Raw genomic sequence first — 23,307 nt, forward strand, 5'->3', positions numbered from 1 at the left:
CTTCAAAATTTTGATTGTTTAAAAATTAAAATTAATAGAATTAAACCAATAATTACTCAAACGTTTCAGCTAGGAATGATTCAACTTGTTCAGGAGATTTAGCATTTGCCGAATGTAAATGGGCTAATTTTTCTCCGTTTTTAAAAACTAATAAACTTGGAATACCCATAACGTCATTTTCAGCTGCAGCGTCTTCCAATTCATCGCGGTTTACAGTGTACCAGTTATAATTGTTGTACTTTTCTACAATTGGGTCAATCCACATGTCCATTGCCTTGCAGTCTGGGCACCATCCTGCTTCAAACTTAACGATGACTGGCTCGTCACTTTGTACTGTATTTTTAAATTGATTATTAGTATTAATTGATTCCATAATTAGACTCCTTTATAAAAGATATTATTGTAAACATTATAACCGACAATTTGCAGTTATTAAAAAAATCAGCTTAATAATTAGAGCGTTTTTGTTATAAGTTTGTTATATTAGTGTTAACTAAGCATAGGAGGTCCTGAAAAATGATAAAATTTTACCAATATCCTAATTGTACAACTTGTAAAAAAGCTGCAAAATTTTTACAAGAATACGGGGTAAGTTTTGAACCTATCGATATTGTGCAACATACACCGACTAAAAATGAGTTTAAAGAAATCATTAATACTACAGGTATTGATATCAATAAACTTTTTAACACGCATGGCGCAAAATATCGTGAATTAGGCCTTAAAGATAAATTAAAAGACCTTTCCGACGAAGAAAAACTAGATTTATTATCCTCGGATGGCATGTTAGTGAAACGACCACTCGCTGTATTAGGTGATAAAGTAACAGTAGGTTTTAAAGAGGAACAATACAAGGAAACTTGGTTGTAAACACATTTTCTTTTACAATTCATTTTTAACAACTTTTGAGAATAATAACTATATACTTTGAAAATGTTTTGTGCGATGAATTGTGAAACATGAGAAGTATTGTAAAATCGATTAAATAGTTGATTGTAAGCCTTTCATATGGCATCATGAATATGTAAAAACATTTAGGAGGGGATTCTCGTGGCAGTACCAAGTGAATTAAAATACTCTAAAGAACATGAATGGGTAAAAATTGATGGAAATACAGTGACGATTGGTATCACTGAGTACGCGCAAAGTGAATTAGGTGATATCGTATTCGTTGAATTACCTGAAACTGATGACGATATTGACGAAGGTGAATCTTTTGGTAGTGTTGAATCAGTAAAAACAGTTTCAGAACTTTATGCACCTGTTTCAGGTAAAGTTGTAGAAACAAATGATGAACTAGAAGATAGTCCAGAATTCGTTAATGAATCACCATATGAAAAAGCATGGATGGTTAAAGTTGAGTTAAGTGATGAAAGTCAATTAGACGAGCTAATGTCAGCTGACCAATACTCTGAAATGATCGGTGAATAATATGAAATCAAACTCCACGATACGATATATCATGGAGTTTTTATTTTACCCTATGATGAAAGACTGAATTTCACTTCAATATTCAAGTTGTTTTTTGAAGTATAAATTACATTGAAAAATATCATTAGTAATACCATTGCTGATAAATTGAATATTCAATTATTAAGATTATAATAAGAATCTATAATAAATGTTTATGTTGCTAATGTCTGGTGTAGAACTAAATATAAAATTGAATTTACTATCACATTTAGAGGTGAATGTCATGGCGATATTAAACCAAGTTATCATTGTCGAAGGGAAAACAGACAAGAAACGGGTGAACCAGGTGATTGACCAACCTATTGAAATCATTTGTACTAATGGTACTATGGGGATTGATAAGTTAGATGAAATGATTGAATCATTATACGACAAGCAAGTTTATGTACTTGCAGATGCAGATGATGAAGGTGAAAAGATACGTAGATGGTTTAAAAAATATTTAAGTGAAAGTAAACACATTCACATAGACAAACAATATGGTGAAGTTGCGAGATGCCCTAAAGCCTATTTGTCAAAAGTATTAGCAAAGCATGGATTTTTAGTGAAAGATGAAGAAAAAGTAGCAAAAGCAAAATTAGATTATATTGCTGAAAGGGTCAGTTTATTAACATGAATGTACAGAATGAAACGTGTGTTAATGTTTTAGAACACGTAGATAAAGAAAAATATCTAATTTTTGGTTATACACCAACCTGTGGTACATGTAAAGTATCGGAACGAATGTTAGATATTGCGAATGAAATTTTAAAATTACCAATTACTAAAATAGATTTAAATTTCCATCCCGATTTTAGCCAACAACATGAGATACAATCAGTACCGATACTTATGCTTATGTCCAAAGGCGAAGAACAAAAAAGAATTTATGCATTTCAATCAGTGCCTTATTTGTTAGAAAATTTAAAATAATTATTGACGAATCTTTAGTACAATGGTAGGATTATGGATAATTAAATAATGAACTCTTATCACGAGAGGTGGAGGGATGTGCCCTATGAAGCCCGGCAACCGTCTGTAATAGAAATGGTGCCAATTCACATAAAGTAGATAAACTTTAGAAGATGAGAGAAGCGGGTATGCTTTCTCTATTCTTCGGTGAAAAGAGAGAGCATTTTTTAATTGAATGAGCAATACAAGGAGGAAACGGCAATGATTGAATTAAATCAAATCGTTAAGAGATATAAAACGAAAAAACACGATGTGTTAGCAGTAGATCATGTTGATTTAAGCATTCAATCAGGCTCCATTTTTGGTGTGGTTGGTTTTTCAGGCGCAGGTAAAAGTACTTTGATAAGACTTTTAAATCATCTTGAACAACCAACTTCAGGAGACGTCATCATTGATGGAGATACCATAGGGAACTTATCGAAATCAGAATTGAGAAAAAAACGTCAAAAAGTGAGCATGATTTTTCAACATTTTAATCTATTGTGGTCACGTAATGTTTTGAATAATATTACTTTTCCATTAGAAATTGCTGGTGTATCGCGCAGTGAAGCAAAAAAACGAGCGATGGAATTAGTGGAATTGGTAGGACTAAAAGGTAGAGAAAATGCCTATCCATCAGAATTATCAGGTGGACAAAAACAACGTGTGGGTATTGCACGTGCGTTAGCAAATGAGCCTAATGTCTTGCTTTGTGATGAAGCGACAAGTGCATTAGACCCTCAAACAACAGATGAAATTTTAGAATTATTATTAAAAATTAAAGAAGAAAGAAATTTAACGATCGTTATCATCACACATGAAATGCAAGTCATCAGACGCATTTGTGATGAAGTGGCAGTAATGGAAAATGGCCGTGTTATAGAACAAGGAAGTGTGTCAACTGTTTTTGAGAATCCTCAACATGAAGTAACGAAACGCTTTGTCAAAGAAGACTTAAATGATGAATTTGACGAATCCATTTCTGAATTGATTGATTTAGATGAAAGTGCTTATGTCGTACGTTTGAATTTTACAGGAAACAATACAACTGAACCATTAGTGTCATACATAACAAAGACCCATAATATTGATGTCAATATTCTTGAAGCAAATATTAAACATACTAAAGATGGTGCACTGGGCTTTTTAGTATTACATTTATTAGATGTAAATTCTGAAAAATTCGAAAAGTTCAAAAATGATTTAAGTGCACAACATGTTTCTGTGGAGGTGTTAAAGCATGGGTAGTTCATTCAGCGAGATTCTACAGGAAATGCTAACAATGCCTAATGTAAGTTGGGACGAGGTTTGGTTAGCTACATATGAAACAATTTATATGACAGTGATATCTACAATATTTGCTTTTATTTTTGGTTTGATACTTGGTGTGCTTTTATTTTTATCTGCTAAAAGTCAATCGCCAGTAGCTAGAGTGTTTTACAGCGTTGTATCATTTGTGGTGAATTTATTCAGAGCAATACCATTTATTATTTTAATTTTACTACTTATACCATTTACGAGTTTAGTACTTGGAACGATTAGTGGACCAACCGGTGCTTTGCCAGCACTAATCATCAGTGCAGCACCATTCTACGCAAGATTAGTGGAAATCGCTTTTAAAGAAATTGACAAGGGTGTTATTGAAGCTGCTTGGTCAATGGGAGCTACAACATGGACAGTAGTAAAAAAAGTGTTGTTACCTGAAGCAATGCCAGCGTTGATATCTGGAATAACTGTAACAGCAATTGCTTTAGTAGGTTCTACTGCAGTAGCTGGTGTGATTGGAGCTGGAGGTTTAGGTAACTTAGCATACTTAACTGGCTTCACACGAAACCAAAACGATGTCATATTCGTTTCTACAATTTTAATCTTAATTATTGTTTTTATCATCCAATTCATTGGAGACCAAGTTACAAATAAAATAGATAAACGTTAAGTTAAAGGGGACAATTATATGAAAAAATTATTTAGTTTAGCTTCAATAATAGCTTTAGCATTAATATTAGCTGCTTGTGGTAATGGCGGTGGTGGTAAAGATAAGACAATTACAGTTGGTGCTTCTCCAGCCCCACATGCTGAAATCTTAGAAAAAGCAAAACCAATTTTAAAAGATAAAGGTTATGACTTAAAAATTAAAACGATTAACGATTACACGACGCCAAATAAATTATTAGATAAAGGTGAGATAGATGCAAACTTCTTCCAACATACACCATATCTAAATACTGAAAAGAAAGATAAAAATTATAAAATCGAATCAGCAGGCAATGTACACTTAGAGCCCATGGCTGTTTATTCAAAAAAATATAAAAGCTTAAAAGAATTACCAAAAGGCGCTACTGTTTATGTTTCAAATAACCCTGCAGAAGAAGGTCGATTCTTAAAATTCTTCTCTGATGCAGGATTAATCAAAATTAAAAAAGGTGTTAAAACTGAAGATGCTAAATTTGATGATATCGTAGAAAATAAAAAAGATATCAAATTTAACAATAAACAATCAGCAGAATATCTACCTAAGATTTATCAAAAAGAAGATGCTGACGCAGTAATCATTAATTCAAACTTTGCAATTGATCAAAAATTAAGTCCTAAAGACGATTCAATTGTTTTAGAAAAAGCAAAAGACAATCCATACGCTAACTTGATTGGTGTCAAAGAAGGTCATAAAGACGATAAAAAAATCAAAGCATTAATGGATGCATTACAGTCTAAAGAAATTAAAGATTACATCAATAAAAAATATGATGGTGCAGTAGTACCAGCAAAATAATAGTGTTTTTAATAAAGAACCCTTTAACCACAATGGATATGGGGTTCTTTTTGTTTGTTTAAAATTAGAAAAAGGGCATAAAAAGTAGTAGTGCGTGGAATACGACATATAAAAAAATACGAATGCTTTAGGATATATTAACATGGTTGCACATTCTCAAATTTGTTCATAAATTTCTCATTAACAAATGTATTATACAATTGTATAGGGAGGTGTTACTCGATGAGTTTAATAATCTAAAGGATTGATCATTGCCTTTTGAGATGATGTTATATTTATTTGTTTTGCTTACAAGATGATTATAAATAGAAAAATTACATATTTGAATTCCACAGTTTTATGGCGTAAAATTAAATTATGTTTGAGTGAATTGCTTTAAAGCACGAAAATGTTGATGGTGTTTTTCGATACCACAATATCATTCAAACTGTGATAGGGAGAACTTAAAATGGGGCGTACTTTATATCAGAATATAGTGCGTCATTATATATAGTCATTCATACATATATCATTTCGCTATTGATGTATAAGTATGAATGTAAAATAGCCCGGATGTGGTATGGATTTGTAACTAAACTACTTAGTTATAGCAACGAATCTTTACCATTCCGGGCTTTATGTTTTGATAAGGGTAGAAATCAAATATTATATAACGACTGTATTGTCAAAATGCTTATATAAGCTTCTGATAAATATACAATCTTATTTTAATATGGTTTATACATAGAAAAATTAAAAATCATCGCTAGTAACATGTCCTAGTTTGTAGCTAATAAAGTAGCCTGATATTACTGTAATAATAGAAATAATCCAAGTGGAAACATCACTTGGCAAACCTGGAAATACTGCATACAGTGATCCTACAACAAAACCAATGATAAGTGCATAGGTTAAGTAAGTATAATGGTTTAAAAGGTATTGAATCAATTTACTAGAAAATAAGAAACCACAAATGATTCCAATACCTACGACCATTAAGATTGGTACAGCTTTAAAATTTAAAGACATAAATTCTGAAATTGAAAACATTACAGTACCATATACACCAAATACTAATAACATAAAGGATCCTGAAATGCCTGGTAGTAACATTGCACTAGAAGCACAAACACCTGCAATAAAATATTTAATAATAAGACCAGTTGATAATTCAAGTGTTTCTCCTGCATGTTTATCACCATTGTTTAACAAGGTGATCACTACAATGATTATAATACCCAGTAAAACGAGTAAATAATGAGATGTTTGAAATGTTTGTTTAACTCTTGCTGTATTTAATAAATAGGGTATGATGCCTGCGATTAGTCCAACAAATAAAAACATGGTTGGTACGGTGTGTTCACTTAAAAGGTAATTAATTACTTTGCTCAATAAACCAATAGCAATGATCATTCCTAATCCAATAGGAATCAGGAATTTTAAGCTTTCCCAAAACCTCTTTGAAAATATGCCGCTAATAGACCGTATGAAATCATCATAAATACCCAAAAGCAAAGCGATAGTACCGCCACTTACACCAGGAACTAAATCAGACGTACCCATTGCAAATCCTTTCCATAGATTTGACCACTTTATTTTTGACATACCAAAATCCTTTCTATCTAAAATATATTGAAAATGATAGCACAATTTGTCTTAGAACTATATTAAAAACAAAAGTTAAAATGAGTGAATGATTATAGAATGTACTTTGCTTATAATAGATAGATATAGGAATAAATGAGTTGAGAACATCATATCTTATATTATCAGTTAAAGAAATGATTAACGTACTATCAAAAATCATTGTATTTTGATAACAATTTTAATTTAGCACTTGAAAAGGTTTATATTCCAACACAACTGCGTTATAATTAGAAGGTGTAACAAGGGCTCAGTCTTTTGACTGTAGATTAAAATTATTATAAACTAGATAGGAAAAACATATCATATAATACGGAGGGAATATGTATGCCATCAACATTAGAAATTAAAGACCTACATGTGTCTATTGAAGATAAAGAGATTCTTAAAGGTGTTAATCTAACAATTAATACAGGAGAAATACATGCAGTAATGGGACCTAATGGTACAGGTAAATCAACATTATCATCAGCAATCATGGGACACCCAAGCTATGAAGTAACACAAGGTGAAGTACTATTAGACGGCGTTAACATTTTAGAACTAGATGTTGATGATCGTGCTAAAGCTGGATTATTCCTAGCTATGCAATATCCATCAGAAATCACTGGTGTAACGAATGCTGACTTTATGCGTTCTGCGATAAACGCTAAACGTGAAGAAGGCGAAGAAATTAATTTAATGCAATTCATTAAAAAGTTAGACAAAGAAATGGACTTTTTAGATATTGATCAAGATATGGCGCAACGTTATTTAAATGAAGGATTTTCAGGTGGGGAGAAAAAACGTAATGAAATTCTTCAGTTAATGATGCTAGAACCTAAATTTGCTATTTTAGATGAAATTGACTCTGGACTTGATATTGACGCATTAAAAGTAGTTTCAAAAGGTATCAATCAAATGCGTGGAGAAACGTTTGGTTCATTAATCATTACGCACTATCAACGACTATTAAATTATATTACACCTGATCATGTACACGTTATGTATGGTGGTAAAATTGTTACTTCAGGAGGACCTGAATTAGCGAAACGTCTTGAAGAAGAAGGTTATGAATGGGTTAAAGAAGAGTTTAATGCTGCAGAATAAGTCTTAATTCATATGAAAAATAATATTATAGATGAAGATTTAGGTTTTGATTTATACCGATGAGTTAAATCATACAATCATCAAATGGGAGGAAAAAAGTATGACGACTGAAACTTTAAACATTTCTGAAGCACAACTTGTTGAATATTCACAAGCCCATAATGAACCTTCTTGGTTAACTGAATTACGTAAAGAAGCGTTGCAATTAACTGAAACTTTAGAAATGCCAAAACCAGATAAAACAAAAATCACGAGATGGGACTTTGATTCATTTAAACAACATGAAACAACGGGTGACGTATATGAATCATTAGAAGAATTACCAAGTGAAGTTAGAGAGATTATTGATGTTGAAAACACTGAGAATTTGGTTATCCAACATAATAATACATTAGCGTTCACAAAAGTTTCTGATTCAGCTCAAAATGATGGCGTTGTCGTTGAAGGCTTAGCAGAAGCTTTGATCAACCATCCTGATTTAGTAAAAAAATATTTCATGAATGAAACTGTTACAGTTGATGAACATAGATTGACAGCATTACATACTGCATTGCTAAATGGTGGTGTATTTGTATATGTTCCTAAAAATGTAGTGGTTGAGCATCCAATCCAATACGTAGTATTACACGATGATGAGAATGCAAGTTTCTTCAACCATGTCATTATAGCTACTGAAGAAAGTGCTGAAGTAACTTACGTTGAAAACTATTTATCAATCGCAAGTGGAGAAGGTAACCAACTTAACATAGTTTCAGAAGTAAGTGCTGGTGCTAATTCAAAAATCACATACGGTTCAGTAGATTATTTAGATAAAGGCTTCACTGGCCATATTATTCGCCGTGGTGTTACTGAAGCAGATGCCACTATAAATTGGGCATTAGGTTTAATGAACGAAGGTAGTCAAATCATTGATAATACAACTAATTTAATTGGTGACCGTTCTGAAAGTGAACTCAAATCAGTGGTTGTAGGTACTGGTAGTCAGAAAATTAATTTAACTTCTAAAATTGTGCAATATGGTAAAGAAACAAATGGCTATATCTTAAAACACGGTGTAATGTTAGAAGGCGCGCAAACAGTATTTAATGGTATCGGCCATATTAAACACGGTGGTACGAAATCTATTGCGAACCAAGAATCTCGTGTCCTTATGCTATCTGAAAAAGCGCGTGGTGACGCGAACCCTATCTTACTTATCGATGAAGATGATGTAGAGGCTGGACATGCTGCATCCGTTGGTCGTGTTGACCCTGAACAATTATATTATTTAATGAGCCGTGGTATTTCTCGTCAAGAAGCTGAACGTCTCGTTATTCATGGTTTCTTAGATCCAGTTGTACGTGAATTGCCAATTGAAGATGTCCAACGTAAATTACGTGAAGTCATCGAATTAAAAGTTAATAAATAATAAATACTAAATACAATTGAATCCGCAGCAAATTAATATTAAGAGAATGTGATTGAACATTATTATAAAATGCTCAGATTAAATGAATTAATATAAGTTAGTTTGTTGTATTTCTTAAATTGCTACGGTTTCTTTATTGATTTTTTAAATTAAGAAAGGTCTGTGGATAATTTGACCCAATCACTAAATGTTAACGAAATATTAAAAGATTTTCCAATCCTTAACCAAAAAGTTAACAATAACCGCCTTGCTTATTTAGATACAACTGCTACTAGTCAAACACCAACACAAGTCATTGATGTTATAGCTGATTATTATAAACGTTATAACTCTAATGTTCATCGGGGCGTACACACACTTGGATCATTAGCAACTGATGGTTATGAAAACGCACGTGAAACAGTCAGACGTTTCATTAATGCAAAATATTTTGAAGAAATTATCTTCACACGTGGAACGACAGCTTCCATTAATATGGTTGCACATAGTTATGGAGATGCGAACATTTCTGAAGGTGATGAGATTGTAGTCACTGAAATGGAACATCATGCTAATATAGTGCCATGGCAACAATTAGCAAAACGCAAAAATGCATCTTTAAAGTTTATTCCAATGACAGATGAAGGTGAACTTACAATTGAAAATATAAAAGCGACAATTAATGATAATACAAAAATTGTTGCTATCACGCACGTTTCAAATGTACTAGGTACAATTAATGACATTAAGGCTATCACAGACATTGCGCATGAACATGGTGCTATCGTGAGTGTGGACGGTGCACAAGCAGCGCCACACATGGATTTAGACATGCAATCATTAGATGTTGATTTTTATAGTTTTAGTGGTCATAAAATGTTAGGGCCTACTGGTATCGGTGTACTTTATGGTAAACGCGCCTTACTGGACGAAATGGAACCGGTCGAATTTGGTGGAGACATGATTGATTTTGTTGAAAAATATGATGCTTCATGGGCTGATTTACCTACGAAATTTGAGGCTGGTACGCCATTAATTGCACAAGCGATTGGTTTAGCTGAAGCAATCCGTTATATTGAAAATCTAGGTTTTGATGCAATACAAGCACATGAACATGAATTGACGATGTATGCTTACGATAAGATGTCTGAAATTGAAGGTATTGAAATATATGGTCCACCAAAAGACAGACGTGCTGGTGTTATCACTTTCAATATGACTGACGTTCATGCACATGACGTAGCGACTGCAGTTGATACAGAAGGTGTTGCTGTTAGAGCAGGGCATCACTGTGCACAACCGTTGATGAAATGGTTGAATCAATCGTCAACTGCACGTGCAAGTTTCTATATTTATAATACGAAAGAAGATATTGATCAGTTAGTACAATCCTTGAATCAAACGAAGGAGTTTTTCTCATATGAATTTTAATAATTTAAACCAGTTGTATCGTTCAGTCATTATGGATCATTATAAAAACCCTAGAAATAAAGGGAGTTTAGATACTGGTGCAATGACAGTAGATATGAATAATCCAACTTGTGGGGATCGCATCCATCTTACGTTTGATATTGAAGATGGTTTTATCAAAGATGCTAAATTTGATGGAGAAGGTTGTTCAATTTCAATGTCAAGTGCTTCTATGATGACAGAGGCAGTAAAAGGTCACTCTTTAGCTGAAGCAATGCAAATGAGTCAAGAATTCACAAAAATGATGCTTGGTGAAGATTATGAAATCAGCGAAGCGATGGGAGATATAGAAGCGCTACAAGGCGTTTCTCAATTCCCAGCTAGAATTAAATGTGCTACTTTGGCTTGGAAAGCTTTAGAAAAAGGCACAGTTGAAAAAGAAGGAAATACAGAAGACTAATCCATGTTGATACGTTGACATTGTGTAAATTTCCATTCACACTAGACATAACATCAAGATTAGGTTGTAATTACGATGTAACTATAAATGAAGTTATCTTGACGCGAGTCGTTTTAATATATAAAAGGAGTGATTTAAATGGCTAAAAAAGCACCTGATGTGGGCAATTACCAATATGGTTTCCATGATGAAGATGTTTCCATTTTTAGATCAGAACGCGGTTTAACAGAAAATATTGTCCGTGAAATTTCAAATATGAAAGAAGAACCAGAATGGATGCTTAATTATAGATTGAAAGCATTAAAACAATTCTACAAAATGCCAATGCCTCAATGGGGTGGCGATTTATCAGAATTGAATTTTGATGATATCACTTATTATGTTAAGCCATCAGAACAAACTGAACGTTCATGGGATGAAGTGCCAGAAGAAATCAAACGTACATTTGATAAATTAGGTATTCCTGAAGCAGAACAAAAATATCTTGCTGGTGTTTCAGCACAATATGAATCAGAAGTTGTTTATCACAATATGGAAAAAGAACTTGAAGATAAAGGAATTGTCTTTAAAGATACAGACACTGCATTAAAAGAAAACGAAGAATTATTTAAACAATATTTCTCAACAGTTGTACCAGCTGGAGATAACAAATTCTCAGCACTTAATTCAGCTGTTTGGTCTGGTGGATCGTTCATTTATATACCAAAAAATATTAAACTAGATACGCCTTTACAAGCGTATTTCCGTATTAACTCTGAAAACATGGGGCAATTTGAACGTACACTAATCATTGCAGATGAAGGTGCTTCAGTTAACTATGTAGAAGGTTGTACTGCACCGGTTTATACAACAAGTTCGCTACACTCAGCTGTAGTTGAAATTATCGTCCACAAAGATGCCCATGTGCGTTATACTACAATTCAAAACTGGGCTAATAACGTTTATAACTTAGTTACAAAACGTACATTAGTGCATGAGAATGGTAATATGGAATGGGTTGACGGTAATTTAGGTTCTAAATTAACGATGAAATATCCAAACTGTGTGCTTATGGGTGAAGGCGCTAAAGGTAGTACGCTATCAATTGCATTCGCTGGTAAAGGACAAGTTCAAGATGCTGGTGCAAAAATGATTCATAAAGCACCTAACACTTCATCTACGATTGTATCTAAATCTATTTCTAAAGATGGCGGTAAAGTTATTTATCGTGGTATCGTACACTTTGGCCGTAAAGCTAAAGGTGCACGTTCTAACATCGAATGTGATACTTTAATTTTAGATAATGAATCTACTTCAGATACAATTCCATATAATGAAGTATTTAATGATAATATTTCATTAGAACATGAAGCAAAAGTATCAAAAGTTTCTGAAGAGCAATTATTCTATTTAATGAGTCGTGGTATTTCAGAAGAAGAAGCTACAGAGATGATTGTTATGGGCTTCATTGAACCATTTACAAAAGAGCTTCCAATGGAATATGCTGTTGAAATGAATCGTCTTATCAAATTTGAAATGGAAGGTTCAATCGGCTAAAGTATTTTTGACAATAGTTTAGTTTTACAGTAAGTGATTAAATTTTAAAAACACGAGTGATATGATTTTGATACCCTTATATCTGTGGGCATTCAAATATATATCACTTCGTGTTTTTTTATTATAGTTGTTTTGAAAACGCTGTTTTAATAGTTGGAAATGCGTTTATGTATTGTAAAACAAGGGAATTGATACATATCGTTTAAAATTTTATAGAATATAAAAAGGAGTTATGCTGATATGATTATAGCTATAATCATACTTTTATTTGCTTCATTCTTCTTTTCTGGCAGTGAAACAGCTTTAACTGCTGCAAATAGGATGAAAATACAAACTGAAGCTGAAAATGGAGATAAAAAGTCTGCTAAATTATCAAAACTACTTACAAAACCCAGTGAATTTATTACTACAATTTTAATTGGAAATAATATTGCGAATATTATTTTACCTACATTAGTGACAGTATTAGCAGTGGATATTGGAATGAACGTTGGTGTAGCTACCGCAATTACAACGGTTGCTATTATCATTATTTCTGAAGTGATTCCAAAATCTGTTGCTGCAACTTATCCAGATCGTATGTCTAGATTGGTTTATACACCGATTTCATTTTTTGTCACAATATTTAAACCAATTACGAAATTGTTAAACTGGTTAACGGATATCATCAATAATTTACTTTCTAAAGGGCAAGAAGATCAACAACGGTTATCAAAAGAAGAGATTAGACAGATGGTTACGATTGCTGGTAGTGAAGGTGCATTCAATGAAATGGAACGAAATCGAATTCAAGGTGTTATGGATTTTGAACAATTAAAAATAACAAATATCGATACAACACCAAGGATTAATGTAACTGCATTTCCGGCTGATATATCTTATGAAGATGCGTACGATACCGTAGTGACGAATCCGTATACACGTTATCCAGTTTATGATGGTGATATCGATCATATTATAGGCATCTTCCATTCAAAATATTTGCTAGCATGGAGTAAAGAAAAGTCAAACAATATTTTACAATATACTTCAGAACCTTTATTTGTGAATGAGCATAATAGAGCAGAATGGGCGCTGAGAAAAATGACTGTGTCGCGTAAACATTTAGCGATTGTATTAGATGAATTTGGTGGGACAGATGCCATTGTTTCTCATGAGGATTTGATTGAAGAGATGCTAGGTATGGAAATTGAAGATGAGATGGACGAACAAGAGCAAGAGAAATTAGAAGCACAAATGCAAGCTTATAATAAAAAATAAAAACTATAGTCACAAAATTTAAGTTATTGTTTTTAATTAAAGGGGTGTTTTGTATGCACTTTTCATCAAAAGTGACCCAAATGTTGAATATTAAACTTCCTATTATTCAGGCAGGTATGGCAGGTAGTACAACGCCTGAATTAGTAGCATCTGTTAGTAATAGTGGAGGTCTTGGTACAATTGGGGCAGGATATTTTAATTCAGAGAAGTTAGATTCAGAAATAACATATGTTCAAGAATTAACGGATTTACCTTTTGCAGTTAACTTATTTGTTCCAAGTGAACAATTATATATTCCAGAAAGTGTAGAACACATGAATGCATGGTTAAACCCCTATAGAAAAGCTTTGAATCTAGAGGAACCTGTGATTGATATTAGTGAAGAACAGCAATTTAATGAATCTGTAGATATGGTAATCGAAAAAGGGGTTCCTGTCGTTTCATTTACTTTTGGAATACCAAATCAAAATATTATTAAAAAATTGAAAGCGCGTCAGATTACTGTGATAGGAACAGCAACCTCAGTGGAAGAAGCGAAAGCTAATGAAAGTGCTGGAATGGATGCAATCATCGCTCAAGGTAGTGAAGCAGGTGGGCATAGAGGTTCTTTCACTGTAACTTCAGGAGATCACACACCATTAATTGGTACCATGTCATTGGTGCCACAAATCGTAGACAATGTATCTATTCCAGTGATAGCAGCAGGTGGCATCATGGATGGACGAGGCGTTGTTGCAAGTATGGTGTTAGGTGCCGAAGCTGTACAAATGGGGACGGCATTTCTAACTTCAGAAGAAAGTGGTGCATCAGCTTTATATAAAAATGCAATACAACAAAGTAAAGAAACAGATACTGTCATCACCAAAGCTTTTACAGGTAAAGCAGCTAGAGGTATCGATAATGAATTCATACACAAGATGGAACGTTATGATGATGACATTCCAGATTATCCTATACAAAACCAATTAACTAAAAGTATTCGTAAAACTGCAGCTGACTTAGGTAATGAGCAATGGACACATCTATGGAGCGGACAAAGTCCTAGGTTATCACGACCTAGTTCAGCTTCTGAATTGATAGCTAATATCATACAAGAAACCAAACGTATACTTAACGAGTAATGGACTAAAGTTGTTTCAAGAAAAGTTGCTATTTTTAATATGATAGCAACTTTTTTAATTTTTATGTTTCGTGTATCTACTACAGTAATCGTTGTTTTATCCTAACCTTAACTGTTGAAACAATTGAAGAATATAATTTAATCTAGTGAATCTCATAAATCATCTATGGTATCATGTAACTGGTGATACTATGATAAATATTGGATTAACAGGTTGGGGAGACCATGATACTTTGTACGAAGATTTACAGCGTAAATCAGATAAGCTAATTACATATGCAAGTCACTTTCCCATCGTAGAATTAGATGCATCTTATTATGCGATACAACCTGAAAGAAATATTAGAAAATGGATAAGAGAGACGCCTGAGAGATTCCAATTTATAGTTAAAATTCATCAGGCATTAACACTTCATGCAGATTATCATGATTTTGCAGAATCAAGACAAATACTTTTTGATCAGTTTAAAGCGATGTTAACGCCATTAAAGTCTGAACAAAAGTTAGCCATGGTACTAGTACAATTTCCGCCTTGGTTTGATTGTACAGTACAAAACATCAGATATATTCGATATGTACGAGAACAGTTGAAAGCATTTCCTGTTTGTATAGAATTTAGACATCAATCTTGGTTTAATGATCAGTTTAAAGAAGAAACATTAGCTTTTTTAACTGAATATGACATGATACACGCAGTGTGTGATGAACCACAAGTTGGCCAAGGTTCAATACCCTTAGTGAATCGTATTACAAACGAGACAGCATTTGTGCGTTATCATGGCAGAAATGAACATGGATGGACGAAAAAAGATATGACGGATGAAGCATGGAGAGATGTAAGGTACTTGTACGATTATAATAAACAAGAACTTCAAGATTTAGCACAAAAAGTGAAGTTATTAGAACAAAAAGCTAAAAATATTTATGTCGTTTTTAATAATAACTCAGGTGGTCATGCTGCACAAAATGCTAAGACATATCAAACATTACTAGGCATTGATTATGAAGGCTTAGCACCACAACAATTAAAATTATTTTAGGAGCGATCGTATATGTTAACAATAATTATTTTGATTTTAATTGGTGGTTTATCAGCCGTTTTAGGTTCTCTTGTAGGCATTGGTGGCGGCATTATTATCGTTCCGACTTTAGTTTATTTAGGTGTAGAAAACGATTTACTAAATGGAATTACACCTCAAATTGCCATAGGGACATCTTCACTGATATTAATCGTGACAGGATTATCATCAACATTAGGTTATTTGAAAACAAAACAAGTTGATGTGAAAAACGGTTCTATCTTTTTATTTGGATTGTTACCAGGTTCTTTGGTTGGATCTATTTTAAGCCGTTTTTTAACTTTAGACTCTTTTAATTTATATTTTGGTATCTTTTTGATATTAGTAGCAATTTTGCTCATGATAAGAAATAATATTAAACCGATGAAAATTTTTAATAAGCCAAAATATGCACGTACATATGTTGATGGTTATGGAGAGACGCATCATTATAGCGTTCCGCCAGTTGTAGCATTTGTATCAACGTTATTTATAGGCGTTTTGACAGGATTGTTTGGTATTGGTGGCGGTGCATTAATGACACCTTTAATGTTAATTGTTTTCAGATTTCCACCACATGTCGCTGTCGGTACAAGCATGATGATGATATTCTTTTCTAGCGTGATGAGTTCTGTTGGGCATATTGCTCAAGGTCATGTGGCTTGGGTTTATTCTATTGTATTAATCATCTCTAGCTATTTGGGTGCTAAAATAGGTGTGAAGGTAAATCAATCTATACAATCAAATACTGTCGTTATGTTATTAAGAACAGTTATGCTTATAATGGGACTATATTTAATCATTAAGTCATTTTTATAAACTAAGAGGAGGGAACCAAGGTGAAATTAACTATTTACCATACAAATGATATCCATAGTCATTTGCATGCGTATGCCCGCATTTCCGAATATTTAGCTCAAGAGAGACCAAAATTAAATCACCCCTCGCTCTATTTAGATATTGGAGACCATGTAGATCTATCTGCACCTGTTACAGAAGCTACTATGGGAATAAAAAATGTTGAACTATTAAATAAAGCACGTTGTGATATAGCAACAATTGGTAATAACGAAGGTATGACCATTTCACATGATGCATTAAATACACTTTATGACAATGCAAAATTTGATGTAACCTGTGCAAATGTTTTTGACGAACAAGGTGACTTACCGCGAAATATCACATCTTCAATCATTAAGGAAATTGAAGGTGTGAGAATCTTATTTGTTGCAGCAACTGCGCCATTCACGCCATTTTATAGAGCGTTGGATTGGGTTGTTACCAATCCATTAGAAGCTATTAAAGACGAAATCAGCGCGAACGAAGGCGATTATGATATATTGATTATTATGAGCCATGTAGGCGTGTTCTTTGATGAGAAATTATGCCAAGAAATCCCTGAAATAGATTTAATACTTGGGAGTCATACACATCATTATTTTGAAAATGGAGAATTAAGCAATGGCGTATTAATGGCAGCTGCAGGTAAATATGGTCATTTTTTAGGCGAAGTGACGTTAGAAATAGGCCGTAATAGAGTTGTAGATAAGCAAGCGGTGATTTATCCAGTTGACACTTTACCCGAGGTTGAAACACATTTCGAAAGTGAAGGCAAAGCACTGTTAAGCGATCCAATTATTAATCAACCAGTTGAATTACCAAGAAGAACAGATGTTATAACAAAGACTTCTTATATGTTAGCTGAAAGTGTATTTGAATTTACAAATGCTGACTGTACAATCATTAACGCAGGTTTGATTGTAAAAGGTATCTCAGCGAATCAAATGACAGAGTTTGACATTCATCAAATGTTACCTCATCCTATCAATGCCGTTCGTATCCGCTTAAATGGTCTGGAATTAAAAAATATTATTATTAAAAGCCAAAAACAAGAATATCTACATGAACATGCACAAGGTTTAGGTTTTAGAGGAGATATTTTTGGGGGCTATATACTATATAATTTAGGATTAATCGAATCAGAATCAAGATATTTCATCAATGGAGAAGAAATTGAGGACGATAAAATTTATGTGTTAGGTACTGTTGACATGTATACATTTGGTCGTTATTTCCCAACGCTAAAAGAACAATCTATAGATTACTTAATGCCAGAATTTTTAAGAGATATTTATAAAGAAAAAATGCTCGAATGTTAAAATATTACATTTTACGTTTTAATTTAATCCGATTTTCGTTATAATGATTACAGATTTGAAATCAGGAGGAATTGTACGGTTATGGCTACTAAAAATGAAGAAATTTTACGTAAACCAGATTGGTTGAAAATAAAACTGAATACTAACGAAAACTACACTGGACTTAAGAAAATGATGCGAGAAAAGAACTTACATACAGTGTGTGAAGAAGCAAAATGTCCAAACATACATGAGTGTTGGGGCGAACGTCGTACTGCTACGTTTATGATTTTAGGCGCAGTTTGTACACGTGCATGTCGTTTCTGTGCGGTTAAAACCGGATTGCCAAATGAGTTAGATTTAGATGAGCCAGAGCGCGTGGCAGAATCTGTTGAATTAATGAATTTAAAACATGTTGTTATAACAGCGGTTGCACGTGATGATTTAAGAGATGCTGGTTCAAATGTTTATGCTGAAACAGTCCGTAAAGTACGTGAGCGTAACCCATACACTTCAATAGAAATATTGCCATCTGATATGGGTGGTGACTTTGAAGCTTTAGAAACGTTAATGGCTTCAAAACCAGATATTTTAAACCATAATATTGAAACAGTTCGTCGTTTAACACCAAGAGTCCGTGCTAGAGCGACTTATGACCGTACTTTAGAATTTTTAAGACGTTCTAAAGAATTACAACCTGATATACCAACAAAATCTAGTTTAATGGTAGGACTAGGTGAAACGCATGAAGAAATTTATGAAACAATGGATGATTTGCGTGCGAATGACGTAGATATCTTGACTATTGGTCAATATTTGCAACCTTCACGTAAACACTTAAAAGTTGAAAAATACTATACACCTTTAGAATTTGGTAAATTAAGAAAAGTAGCGATGGATAAAGGTTTCAAACATTGCCAAGCTGGACCGCTTGTGAGAAGTTCTTATCATGCAGATGAGCAAGTAAATGAAGCTGCAAAAGAAAGACATCGTCTAGGTGAAGAAAAACTTAGTACAGATTCTAATAGTTAAAATATAGATATTGCATTTAAAGACTTAGTTCAATTAGGGATATTAACGACGCGCGTTAACTCACTTTGGGCTAAGTCTTTTATTAGAAATAATAAAAATTGATTACTAACCTATTAAAGACAGACATTGTATGGTTAAATTGAGTAATGAAAATTAGATTAGGTGAGTATAATGATAAAAGTTAATAGTTTTTATTTTGAAATTATAGAAGATTATAGAGAATGTTTTGATGAAACATTATTTGCAAATCGTTATGCAGATATTTTAGATAAGTATGACTATATTGTAGGAGATTTTGGATATGATCAGTTAAGGTTAAAAGGATTTTATAAAGATTCGAATAAAAAAGCTGAATTAAGTAAGCGTTTTTCCACAATTCAAGATTATTTATTAGAATACTGCAACTTTGGGTGTCCATATTTTATTCTTAGAAAAGTTCCAGAAAATGAAATTAAATCCCAAATTGATGTAGAAGATGAAAATGCAGAGATACCATTTGAAGAAAATAAATTACAAGATGTTAAAATTCAACCAACGATTCAAGATACTGAACAGTAAGTTGATGTAGATTTAACGACAGTTTAATATTAAAAACAGGATAAGCTGCTATTCAATCGAAGCGTTACGGATGATGAATAGTAGTTTTTTTTATAGATTTAGCAGATGCTAAATAAAAAAAGGCTGATTATCATAAAAGACTCAGCCTTTTTAAATGATATTGTGTCTTATCATGTGCATCAATTTAATTAATAATATGACATAGAAATAATATTTAACGAACTGTATTTTTGCCAATAATATTAATTTGAACTTGTGCGTTTATCATAGCAATTATTGTATGACTTGATGAAGATATTCAGTGATTTCATTACCTTCATTTTCAGTTACACCTAAAATATAAGCAATGTATCCTTCTTCTTCTAAATCATCTGTACCAATAATACCAAATTTATTTGTTTGCATGTTTAAAACAATTGTTTTTCCAAAGTGGCGATCAGTTTGTATGAGCATTAAATCATAACGACTAAATTCACCGACGAAACCTACAAATTGCACCTGTGATGATTCATCATCGTCATAAAGATACATATCTATCATAAAAACACCCTTTCATCATTAAGATATTAAAGTTTTATATCATTTGAATCATTCAATGAACTAAAAAAGTCTTAATTTACAGTATAACCATAAATGAATTCGACTGCAAAGGTGTGGTATGATGAGAATGATAGGGGTGACATGGATGTATTTTGTTAATAAAGAAAAGTTAGATAAAAAATTAAACTATTTACAACAATTAGTTAATGATTATCCAGATTATAGAGATAATCACTATGCATTTGAAAGAATTTCACAAATGTTGATTGAATCATCGGTAGATATTGGTAATATGATCATTGATGGCTTTATTTTGAGAGATCCAGGAAATTATAAAGATGTCATTGATATTTTAGAATTAGAAAATGTAATTTCTAAAGATACTCAAAATAATGTTAACCAAACTGTTGATGTCAGAAAGCAATTCGTTCATTTTTATGATGAACTTGATACGATTCAATTGAAACCACTTTTTGATAAAACACTTGATTATTATCAACAATTTATCGATGAAGTAATACAATTTTTGAATAATGAAAATGTACCTATAACAGCATTTGGTCAAAAAGGAGAGAAGTAATTTTTGATGAAACAGTACAAAGCATATCTCATTGATTTGGATGGTACGATGTACAAAGGAAATGAAAAAATTGATGGCGCAGCACAGTTTATTGAATACTTAAACAAGCATCAAATACCTCATTTATTTGTCACGAATAACTCTACTAAGGAACCATCAGAAGTAGCAGAAAAATTAAAAGTGATGGGAATTGATGCTACAGCAGATGAAGTAGTTACATCAGCACTAGCAACTGCAGAATATATTGCTGATGAACAACCAGGTGCCTCAATCTTTATGTTAGGTGGCACTGGTCTAGAAAAAGCGTTAACGCAACATCATTTGAAAATAAAAGATGATGAGTTTGTAGATTATGTAGTTATTGGTTTGGATGAAGCTGTAACTTACGAAAAATTAGCAACTGCTACGCTAGGTGTTCGAAATGGAGCAAAATTCATTTCAACCAATAAAGATGTATCCATTCCAAAAGAACGTGGATTCTTACCTGGTAATGGCGCAATTACAAGTGTTGTGTCAGTATCTACAGGTGTTGAACCCACATTTATTGGTAAACCGGAACCTATTATTATGAATAAAGCCCTAGAAATTTTGGGATTAGATTGTTCTGAAGTTGCAATGATAGGTGATTTATATGATACAGATATACTTTCTGGAATCAATGTTAATGTTGATACAATACATGTTCAAACAGGTGTATCAACTTTAGATGATGTAAAACAAAAAGCAATACCGCCAACATATAGTTTTAAAGATTTAAACGAGGTAATCAAAGAACTCGAAGTTTAGGAGTGATTGAATGCAAAAAATCGTAGTAAGTAGGAAAATTCCACAAAAATTTATCAAACAATTAGAGGACATCGGTGAAGTAGAAGTTTGGGATGCATCGTTGACCCCAATGCCAAGAGAGAAATTTTTAACTGCTTTAAAAGACGCAACAGCTTGTTTTGTGACATTAAGTGAGACAATGGATGAAGAAGTCATTGAAGCTGCACCTAATCTGAAAGTCATAGCAAACATGGCAGTAGGTTATGACAATATAGATGTTGATTTGATGCAAAGTAAGGGTATTGTTGTGACGAACACACCAAGTGTTTTAACTGAAACAACGGCAGAATTAGGCTTTACTTTGATGCTTTCAGTAGCAAGACGTGTAGTCGAAGCGGAAACTTATGTTCAAAATGGTGAATGGCAGAGTTGGGGACCGTATTTATTTGCTGGTAAAGACTTATATCATGCTAACGTCGGCATTTATGGTATGGGCGATATTGGAAAAGCATTCGCGAGACGTCTAAAGGGTTTCAATACGAATATTATGTATCATAACAGAACAAGACATAAAGATGATGAAGAAGCGCTTGGTGCATTATACGTTTCATTTGAAACATTATTAAAAGAAAGCGACTTTGTGATTTGTACGGTACCATTAACTGCAGAAACACGTGATAAGTTTGACGATAAGGCATTTAAAATGATGAAAAATGATGCGATTTTTATCAATATCGGCAGGGGCGCTGTCGTTGATGAGGAAGCATTAGTGAAGGCTTTACAAAACGGTGAAATTAAAGCATGTGGATTGGATGTTTTAAGAGAAGAACCTATTGATATGAAACATCCATTACTTTCAATGGACAATGCAACGATACTGCCACATATTGGAAGTGCATCGGTGATAACAAGAGACCGAATGATACAACTTTGTGTTGATAATATAAAGCTAGTGTTAAGTGAAAAAGAACCTAAGACACCTGTGGTATAAATTACACATTCCATTTCAAGCTACTCATTACTTGGTTAACGCAAGTGAAGAGCAACTTAATTTTTAGCAATATTTACAATGAAAGTCAGTCATTTAAATTTGCATTATTACTAAAAGAGATTGCCACATATGATAACTGTGATTGTTACATTAATGGATCATTATATCTTGGTTTGATGAATACACATTAAATTTTTGTAAAAGAATTTAATGTGTATTTTTTTGATTTTTAAAATAGCACTCTATTTATTTATATTCCATCTAACAATTTTGTTATATATATTCACAAATATTTAATTGTAATGACGTAGGAAAAATTGTATAATTAATTGGTGAAAAAGTTGAATAATTTATATACAATAAAGTGTAAAATATAAAAAATAATTTAACGAAGATGATTAATGTTGAATTTACATAAATGCTAGAGGTGAAATATGCAAAAAAATGATAAAGAACGTACTACTTTACAAAAATTCAAACCATGGTTATTGACTGTAATGTACTTAGCTATATTAATCGCATTATATTTAATTTATGGTACAGGTGATACACACAATAACTTTATTTACAATGAATTTTAATTAAGG

At 32.7% G+C, this 23,307-nt stretch carries 26 protein-coding genes and 1 riboswitch; of the genes, 23 read left to right on the forward strand and 3 right to left on the reverse strand.

The window, feature by feature from the left end:
• Positions 1 to 52 precede the first annotated feature (52 nt).
• Positions 53 to 373 (reverse strand): thioredoxin family protein, encoded by a 321-nt coding sequence (locus KA867_RS01440; protein WP_210136837.1) that lies wholly within the window; start codon positions 371 to 373, stop codon positions 53 to 55.
• 143 nt (positions 374 to 516) lie between these two features.
• Here KA867_RS01440 and KA867_RS01445 point away from each other — a divergent pair, with 143 nt between their 5' ends.
• The 7 genes from KA867_RS01445 (at position 517) to KA867_RS01475 (ending at position 5,173) form a co-directional block, all read left to right on the forward strand.
• The gene (locus tag KA867_RS01445; protein ID WP_210136838.1) at positions 517 to 870 is read left to right on the forward strand and encodes an arsenate reductase family protein; all 354 of its coding nucleotides are present in this window, start codon (positions 517 to 519) and stop codon (positions 868 to 870) included.
• A 180-nt stretch (positions 871 to 1,050) separates the two neighbouring features.
• Positions 1,051 to 1,431 (forward strand): glycine cleavage system protein GcvH, encoded by a 381-nt coding sequence (gene gcvH, locus KA867_RS01450; RefSeq protein WP_019469771.1) that lies wholly within the window; start codon positions 1,051 to 1,053, stop codon positions 1,429 to 1,431.
• 265 nt (positions 1,432 to 1,696) lie between these two features.
• Complete coding sequence (locus KA867_RS01455) at positions 1,697 to 2,089, forward strand: toprim domain-containing protein (protein ID WP_210136839.1); 393 nt, start codon at positions 1,697 to 1,699, stop codon at positions 2,087 to 2,089.
• A complete protein-coding gene (locus KA867_RS01460; protein ID WP_210136840.1) occupies positions 2,086 to 2,385 on the forward strand; it encodes a thioredoxin family protein in 300 nt (99 codons plus the stop codon). Before KA867_RS01455 ends, KA867_RS01460 begins: the two co-directional genes overlap by 4 nt.
• A 53-nt stretch (positions 2,386 to 2,438) precedes the next feature.
• A riboswitch (SAM riboswitch) is annotated at positions 2,439 to 2,544 on the forward strand.
• 81 nt (positions 2,545 to 2,625) lie between these two features.
• The gene (locus KA867_RS01465) at positions 2,626 to 3,651 is read left to right on the forward strand and encodes a methionine ABC transporter ATP-binding protein (RefSeq protein ID WP_210136841.1); all 1,026 of its coding nucleotides are present in this window, start codon (positions 2,626 to 2,628) and stop codon (positions 3,649 to 3,651) included.
• Positions 3,644 to 4,339, forward strand: a complete 696-nt coding sequence (locus KA867_RS01470) for a methionine ABC transporter permease (RefSeq protein WP_019469767.1) — start codon at positions 3,644 to 3,646, stop codon at positions 4,337 to 4,339. Before KA867_RS01465 ends, KA867_RS01470 begins: the two co-directional genes overlap by 8 nt.
• A gap of 18 nt (positions 4,340 to 4,357) precedes the next feature.
• On the forward strand, positions 4,358 to 5,173 hold the full coding sequence (locus KA867_RS01475; protein ID WP_210136842.1) for a MetQ/NlpA family ABC transporter substrate-binding protein: 816 nt from the start codon (positions 4,358 to 4,360) through the stop codon (positions 5,171 to 5,173).
• Between the two features lie 732 nt (positions 5,174 to 5,905).
• Here the strand turns inward: KA867_RS01475 and popT are convergent.
• A complete protein-coding gene (gene popT / locus KA867_RS01480; protein ID WP_210136843.1) occupies positions 5,906 to 6,757 on the reverse strand; it encodes a polyprenyl-phosphate transporter PopT in 852 nt (283 codons plus the stop codon).
• Positions 6,758 to 7,123: 366 nt separating this feature from the next.
• On the opposite strand from popT, the gene sufC reads away from it, so the two are divergent.
• From sufC to KA867_RS01540, 12 genes are all read left to right on the forward strand, one after another.
• A complete protein-coding gene (sufC, locus tag KA867_RS01485; RefSeq protein WP_019469764.1) occupies positions 7,124 to 7,885 on the forward strand; it encodes a Fe-S cluster assembly ATPase SufC in 762 nt (253 codons plus the stop codon).
• Positions 7,886 to 7,985: 100 nt separating this feature from the next.
• Positions 7,986 to 9,293, forward strand: coding sequence for a Fe-S cluster assembly protein SufD (sufD, locus tag KA867_RS01490; protein WP_210136844.1), 1,308 nt, complete (start codon positions 7,986 to 7,988; stop codon positions 9,291 to 9,293).
• Between the two features lie 171 nt (positions 9,294 to 9,464).
• On the forward strand, positions 9,465 to 10,703 hold the full coding sequence (locus KA867_RS01495; protein WP_245355888.1) for a cysteine desulfurase: 1,239 nt from the start codon (positions 9,465 to 9,467) through the stop codon (positions 10,701 to 10,703).
• Positions 10,693 to 11,142 (forward strand): Fe-S cluster assembly sulfur transfer protein SufU, encoded by a 450-nt coding sequence (sufU, locus tag KA867_RS01500; protein WP_107384290.1) that lies wholly within the window; start codon positions 10,693 to 10,695, stop codon positions 11,140 to 11,142. The genes KA867_RS01495 and sufU overlap by 11 nt, the downstream gene beginning before the upstream one ends.
• Before the next feature lie 138 nt (positions 11,143 to 11,280).
• The gene (sufB, locus tag KA867_RS01505; protein ID WP_019469760.1) at positions 11,281 to 12,678 is read left to right on the forward strand and encodes a Fe-S cluster assembly protein SufB; all 1,398 of its coding nucleotides are present in this window, start codon (positions 11,281 to 11,283) and stop codon (positions 12,676 to 12,678) included.
• A gap of 240 nt (positions 12,679 to 12,918) precedes the next feature.
• Complete coding sequence (locus tag KA867_RS01510; protein WP_210136846.1) at positions 12,919 to 13,938, forward strand: hemolysin family protein; 1,020 nt, start codon at positions 12,919 to 12,921, stop codon at positions 13,936 to 13,938.
• 53 nt (positions 13,939 to 13,991) lie between these two features.
• Complete coding sequence (locus KA867_RS01515; RefSeq protein WP_210136847.1) at positions 13,992 to 15,059, forward strand: NAD(P)H-dependent flavin oxidoreductase; 1,068 nt, start codon at positions 13,992 to 13,994, stop codon at positions 15,057 to 15,059.
• Positions 15,060 to 15,249: 190 nt separating this feature from the next.
• Entirely contained in the window at positions 15,250 to 16,098 is an 849-nt protein-coding gene (locus KA867_RS01520) for a DUF72 domain-containing protein (protein WP_107384287.1), read from the forward strand.
• Positions 16,099 to 16,110: 12 nt separating this feature from the next.
• The gene (locus tag KA867_RS01525; RefSeq protein WP_210136848.1) at positions 16,111 to 16,935 is read left to right on the forward strand and encodes a sulfite exporter TauE/SafE family protein; all 825 of its coding nucleotides are present in this window, start codon (positions 16,111 to 16,113) and stop codon (positions 16,933 to 16,935) included.
• A 20-nt stretch (positions 16,936 to 16,955) separates the two neighbouring features.
• Positions 16,956 to 18,275, forward strand: coding sequence for a bifunctional metallophosphatase/5'-nucleotidase (locus tag KA867_RS01530; protein ID WP_210136849.1), 1,320 nt, complete (start codon positions 16,956 to 16,958; stop codon positions 18,273 to 18,275).
• Between the two features lie 81 nt (positions 18,276 to 18,356).
• Positions 18,357 to 19,286, forward strand: coding sequence for a lipoyl synthase (lipA, locus tag KA867_RS01535; RefSeq protein WP_107384284.1), 930 nt, complete (start codon positions 18,357 to 18,359; stop codon positions 19,284 to 19,286).
• A gap of 171 nt (positions 19,287 to 19,457) precedes the next feature.
• Positions 19,458 to 19,844 (forward strand): YutD family protein, encoded by a 387-nt coding sequence (locus KA867_RS01540; RefSeq protein ID WP_210136850.1) that lies wholly within the window; start codon positions 19,458 to 19,460, stop codon positions 19,842 to 19,844.
• Positions 19,845 to 20,117: 273 nt separating this feature from the next.
• Here the strand turns inward: KA867_RS01540 and KA867_RS01545 are convergent, their stop codons facing one another.
• Positions 20,118 to 20,384, reverse strand: a complete 267-nt coding sequence (locus KA867_RS01545) for a DUF3055 domain-containing protein (protein WP_210136851.1) — start codon at positions 20,382 to 20,384, stop codon at positions 20,118 to 20,120.
• 145 nt (positions 20,385 to 20,529) lie between these two features.
• Here KA867_RS01545 and KA867_RS01550 point away from each other — a divergent pair, with 145 nt between their 5' ends.
• From KA867_RS01550 to KA867_RS01565, 4 genes are all read left to right on the forward strand, one after another.
• Positions 20,530 to 20,964, forward strand: coding sequence for a DUF86 domain-containing protein (locus tag KA867_RS01550; protein WP_107384281.1), 435 nt, complete (start codon positions 20,530 to 20,532; stop codon positions 20,962 to 20,964).
• Between the two features lie 6 nt (positions 20,965 to 20,970).
• The gene (locus KA867_RS01555; RefSeq protein ID WP_210136852.1) at positions 20,971 to 21,750 is read left to right on the forward strand and encodes a TIGR01457 family HAD-type hydrolase; all 780 of its coding nucleotides are present in this window, start codon (positions 20,971 to 20,973) and stop codon (positions 21,748 to 21,750) included.
• A 10-nt stretch (positions 21,751 to 21,760) separates the two neighbouring features.
• The gene (locus KA867_RS01560; protein WP_210136853.1) at positions 21,761 to 22,720 is read left to right on the forward strand and encodes a 2-hydroxyacid dehydrogenase; all 960 of its coding nucleotides are present in this window, start codon (positions 21,761 to 21,763) and stop codon (positions 22,718 to 22,720) included.
• 434 nt (positions 22,721 to 23,154) lie between these two features.
• Positions 23,155 to 23,301, forward strand: a complete 147-nt coding sequence (locus KA867_RS01565; protein WP_210136854.1) for a teichoic acid D-Ala incorporation-associated protein DltX — start codon at positions 23,155 to 23,157, stop codon at positions 23,299 to 23,301.
• The last annotated feature ends 6 nt before the right edge of the window (positions 23,302 to 23,307 follow it).

The sequence above is a fragment of the Staphylococcus sp. GDH8C109P genome (assembly GCF_017893405.1).
In the GTDB taxonomy this organism is placed as follows: Bacteria; Bacillota; Bacilli; order Staphylococcales; family Staphylococcaceae; genus Staphylococcus; species Staphylococcus cohnii.

Coding starts and splice junctions, on each gene's coding strand:
- KA867_RS01440 (WP_210136837.1), bottom strand. CDS start 373: ATGGAATCAATTAATACTAATAATCAATTTAAAAATACAGTACAAAGT.
- KA867_RS01445 (WP_210136838.1), top strand. CDS start 517: ATGATAAAATTTTACCAATATCCTAATTGTACAACTTGTAAAAAAGCT.
- KA867_RS01455 (WP_210136839.1), top strand. CDS start 1,697: ATGGCGATATTAAACCAAGTTATCATTGTCGAAGGGAAAACAGACAAG.
- KA867_RS01460 (WP_210136840.1), top strand. CDS start 2,086: ATGAATGTACAGAATGAAACGTGTGTTAATGTTTTAGAACACGTAGAT.
- KA867_RS01465 (WP_210136841.1), top strand. CDS start 2,626: ATGATTGAATTAAATCAAATCGTTAAGAGATATAAAACGAAAAAACAC.
- KA867_RS01470 (WP_019469767.1), top strand. CDS start 3,644: ATGGGTAGTTCATTCAGCGAGATTCTACAGGAAATGCTAACAATGCCT.
- KA867_RS01475 (WP_210136842.1), top strand. CDS start 4,358: ATGAAAAAATTATTTAGTTTAGCTTCAATAATAGCTTTAGCATTAATA.
- popT (WP_210136843.1), bottom strand. CDS start 6,757: ATGTCAAAAATAAAGTGGTCAAATCTATGGAAAGGATTTGCAATGGGT.
- sufC (WP_019469764.1), top strand. CDS start 7,124: ATGCCATCAACATTAGAAATTAAAGACCTACATGTGTCTATTGAAGAT.
- sufD (WP_210136844.1), top strand. CDS start 7,986: ATGACGACTGAAACTTTAAACATTTCTGAAGCACAACTTGTTGAATAT.
- sufU (WP_107384290.1), top strand. CDS start 10,693: ATGAATTTTAATAATTTAAACCAGTTGTATCGTTCAGTCATTATGGAT.
- sufB (WP_019469760.1), top strand. CDS start 11,281: ATGGCTAAAAAAGCACCTGATGTGGGCAATTACCAATATGGTTTCCAT.
- KA867_RS01510 (WP_210136846.1), top strand. CDS start 12,919: ATGATTATAGCTATAATCATACTTTTATTTGCTTCATTCTTCTTTTCT.
- KA867_RS01515 (WP_210136847.1), top strand. CDS start 13,992: ATGCACTTTTCATCAAAAGTGACCCAAATGTTGAATATTAAACTTCCT.
- KA867_RS01520 (WP_107384287.1), top strand. CDS start 15,250: ATGATAAATATTGGATTAACAGGTTGGGGAGACCATGATACTTTGTAC.
- KA867_RS01525 (WP_210136848.1), top strand. CDS start 16,111: ATGTTAACAATAATTATTTTGATTTTAATTGGTGGTTTATCAGCCGTT.
- lipA (WP_107384284.1), top strand. CDS start 18,357: ATGGCTACTAAAAATGAAGAAATTTTACGTAAACCAGATTGGTTGAAA.
- KA867_RS01540 (WP_210136850.1), top strand. CDS start 19,458: ATGATAAAAGTTAATAGTTTTTATTTTGAAATTATAGAAGATTATAGA.
- KA867_RS01545 (WP_210136851.1), bottom strand. CDS start 20,384: ATGATAGATATGTATCTTTATGACGATGATGAATCATCACAGGTGCAA.
- KA867_RS01550 (WP_107384281.1), top strand. CDS start 20,530: ATGTATTTTGTTAATAAAGAAAAGTTAGATAAAAAATTAAACTATTTA.
- KA867_RS01555 (WP_210136852.1), top strand. CDS start 20,971: ATGAAACAGTACAAAGCATATCTCATTGATTTGGATGGTACGATGTAC.
- KA867_RS01560 (WP_210136853.1), top strand. CDS start 21,761: ATGCAAAAAATCGTAGTAAGTAGGAAAATTCCACAAAAATTTATCAAA.
- KA867_RS01565 (WP_210136854.1), top strand. CDS start 23,155: ATGCAAAAAAATGATAAAGAACGTACTACTTTACAAAAATTCAAACCA.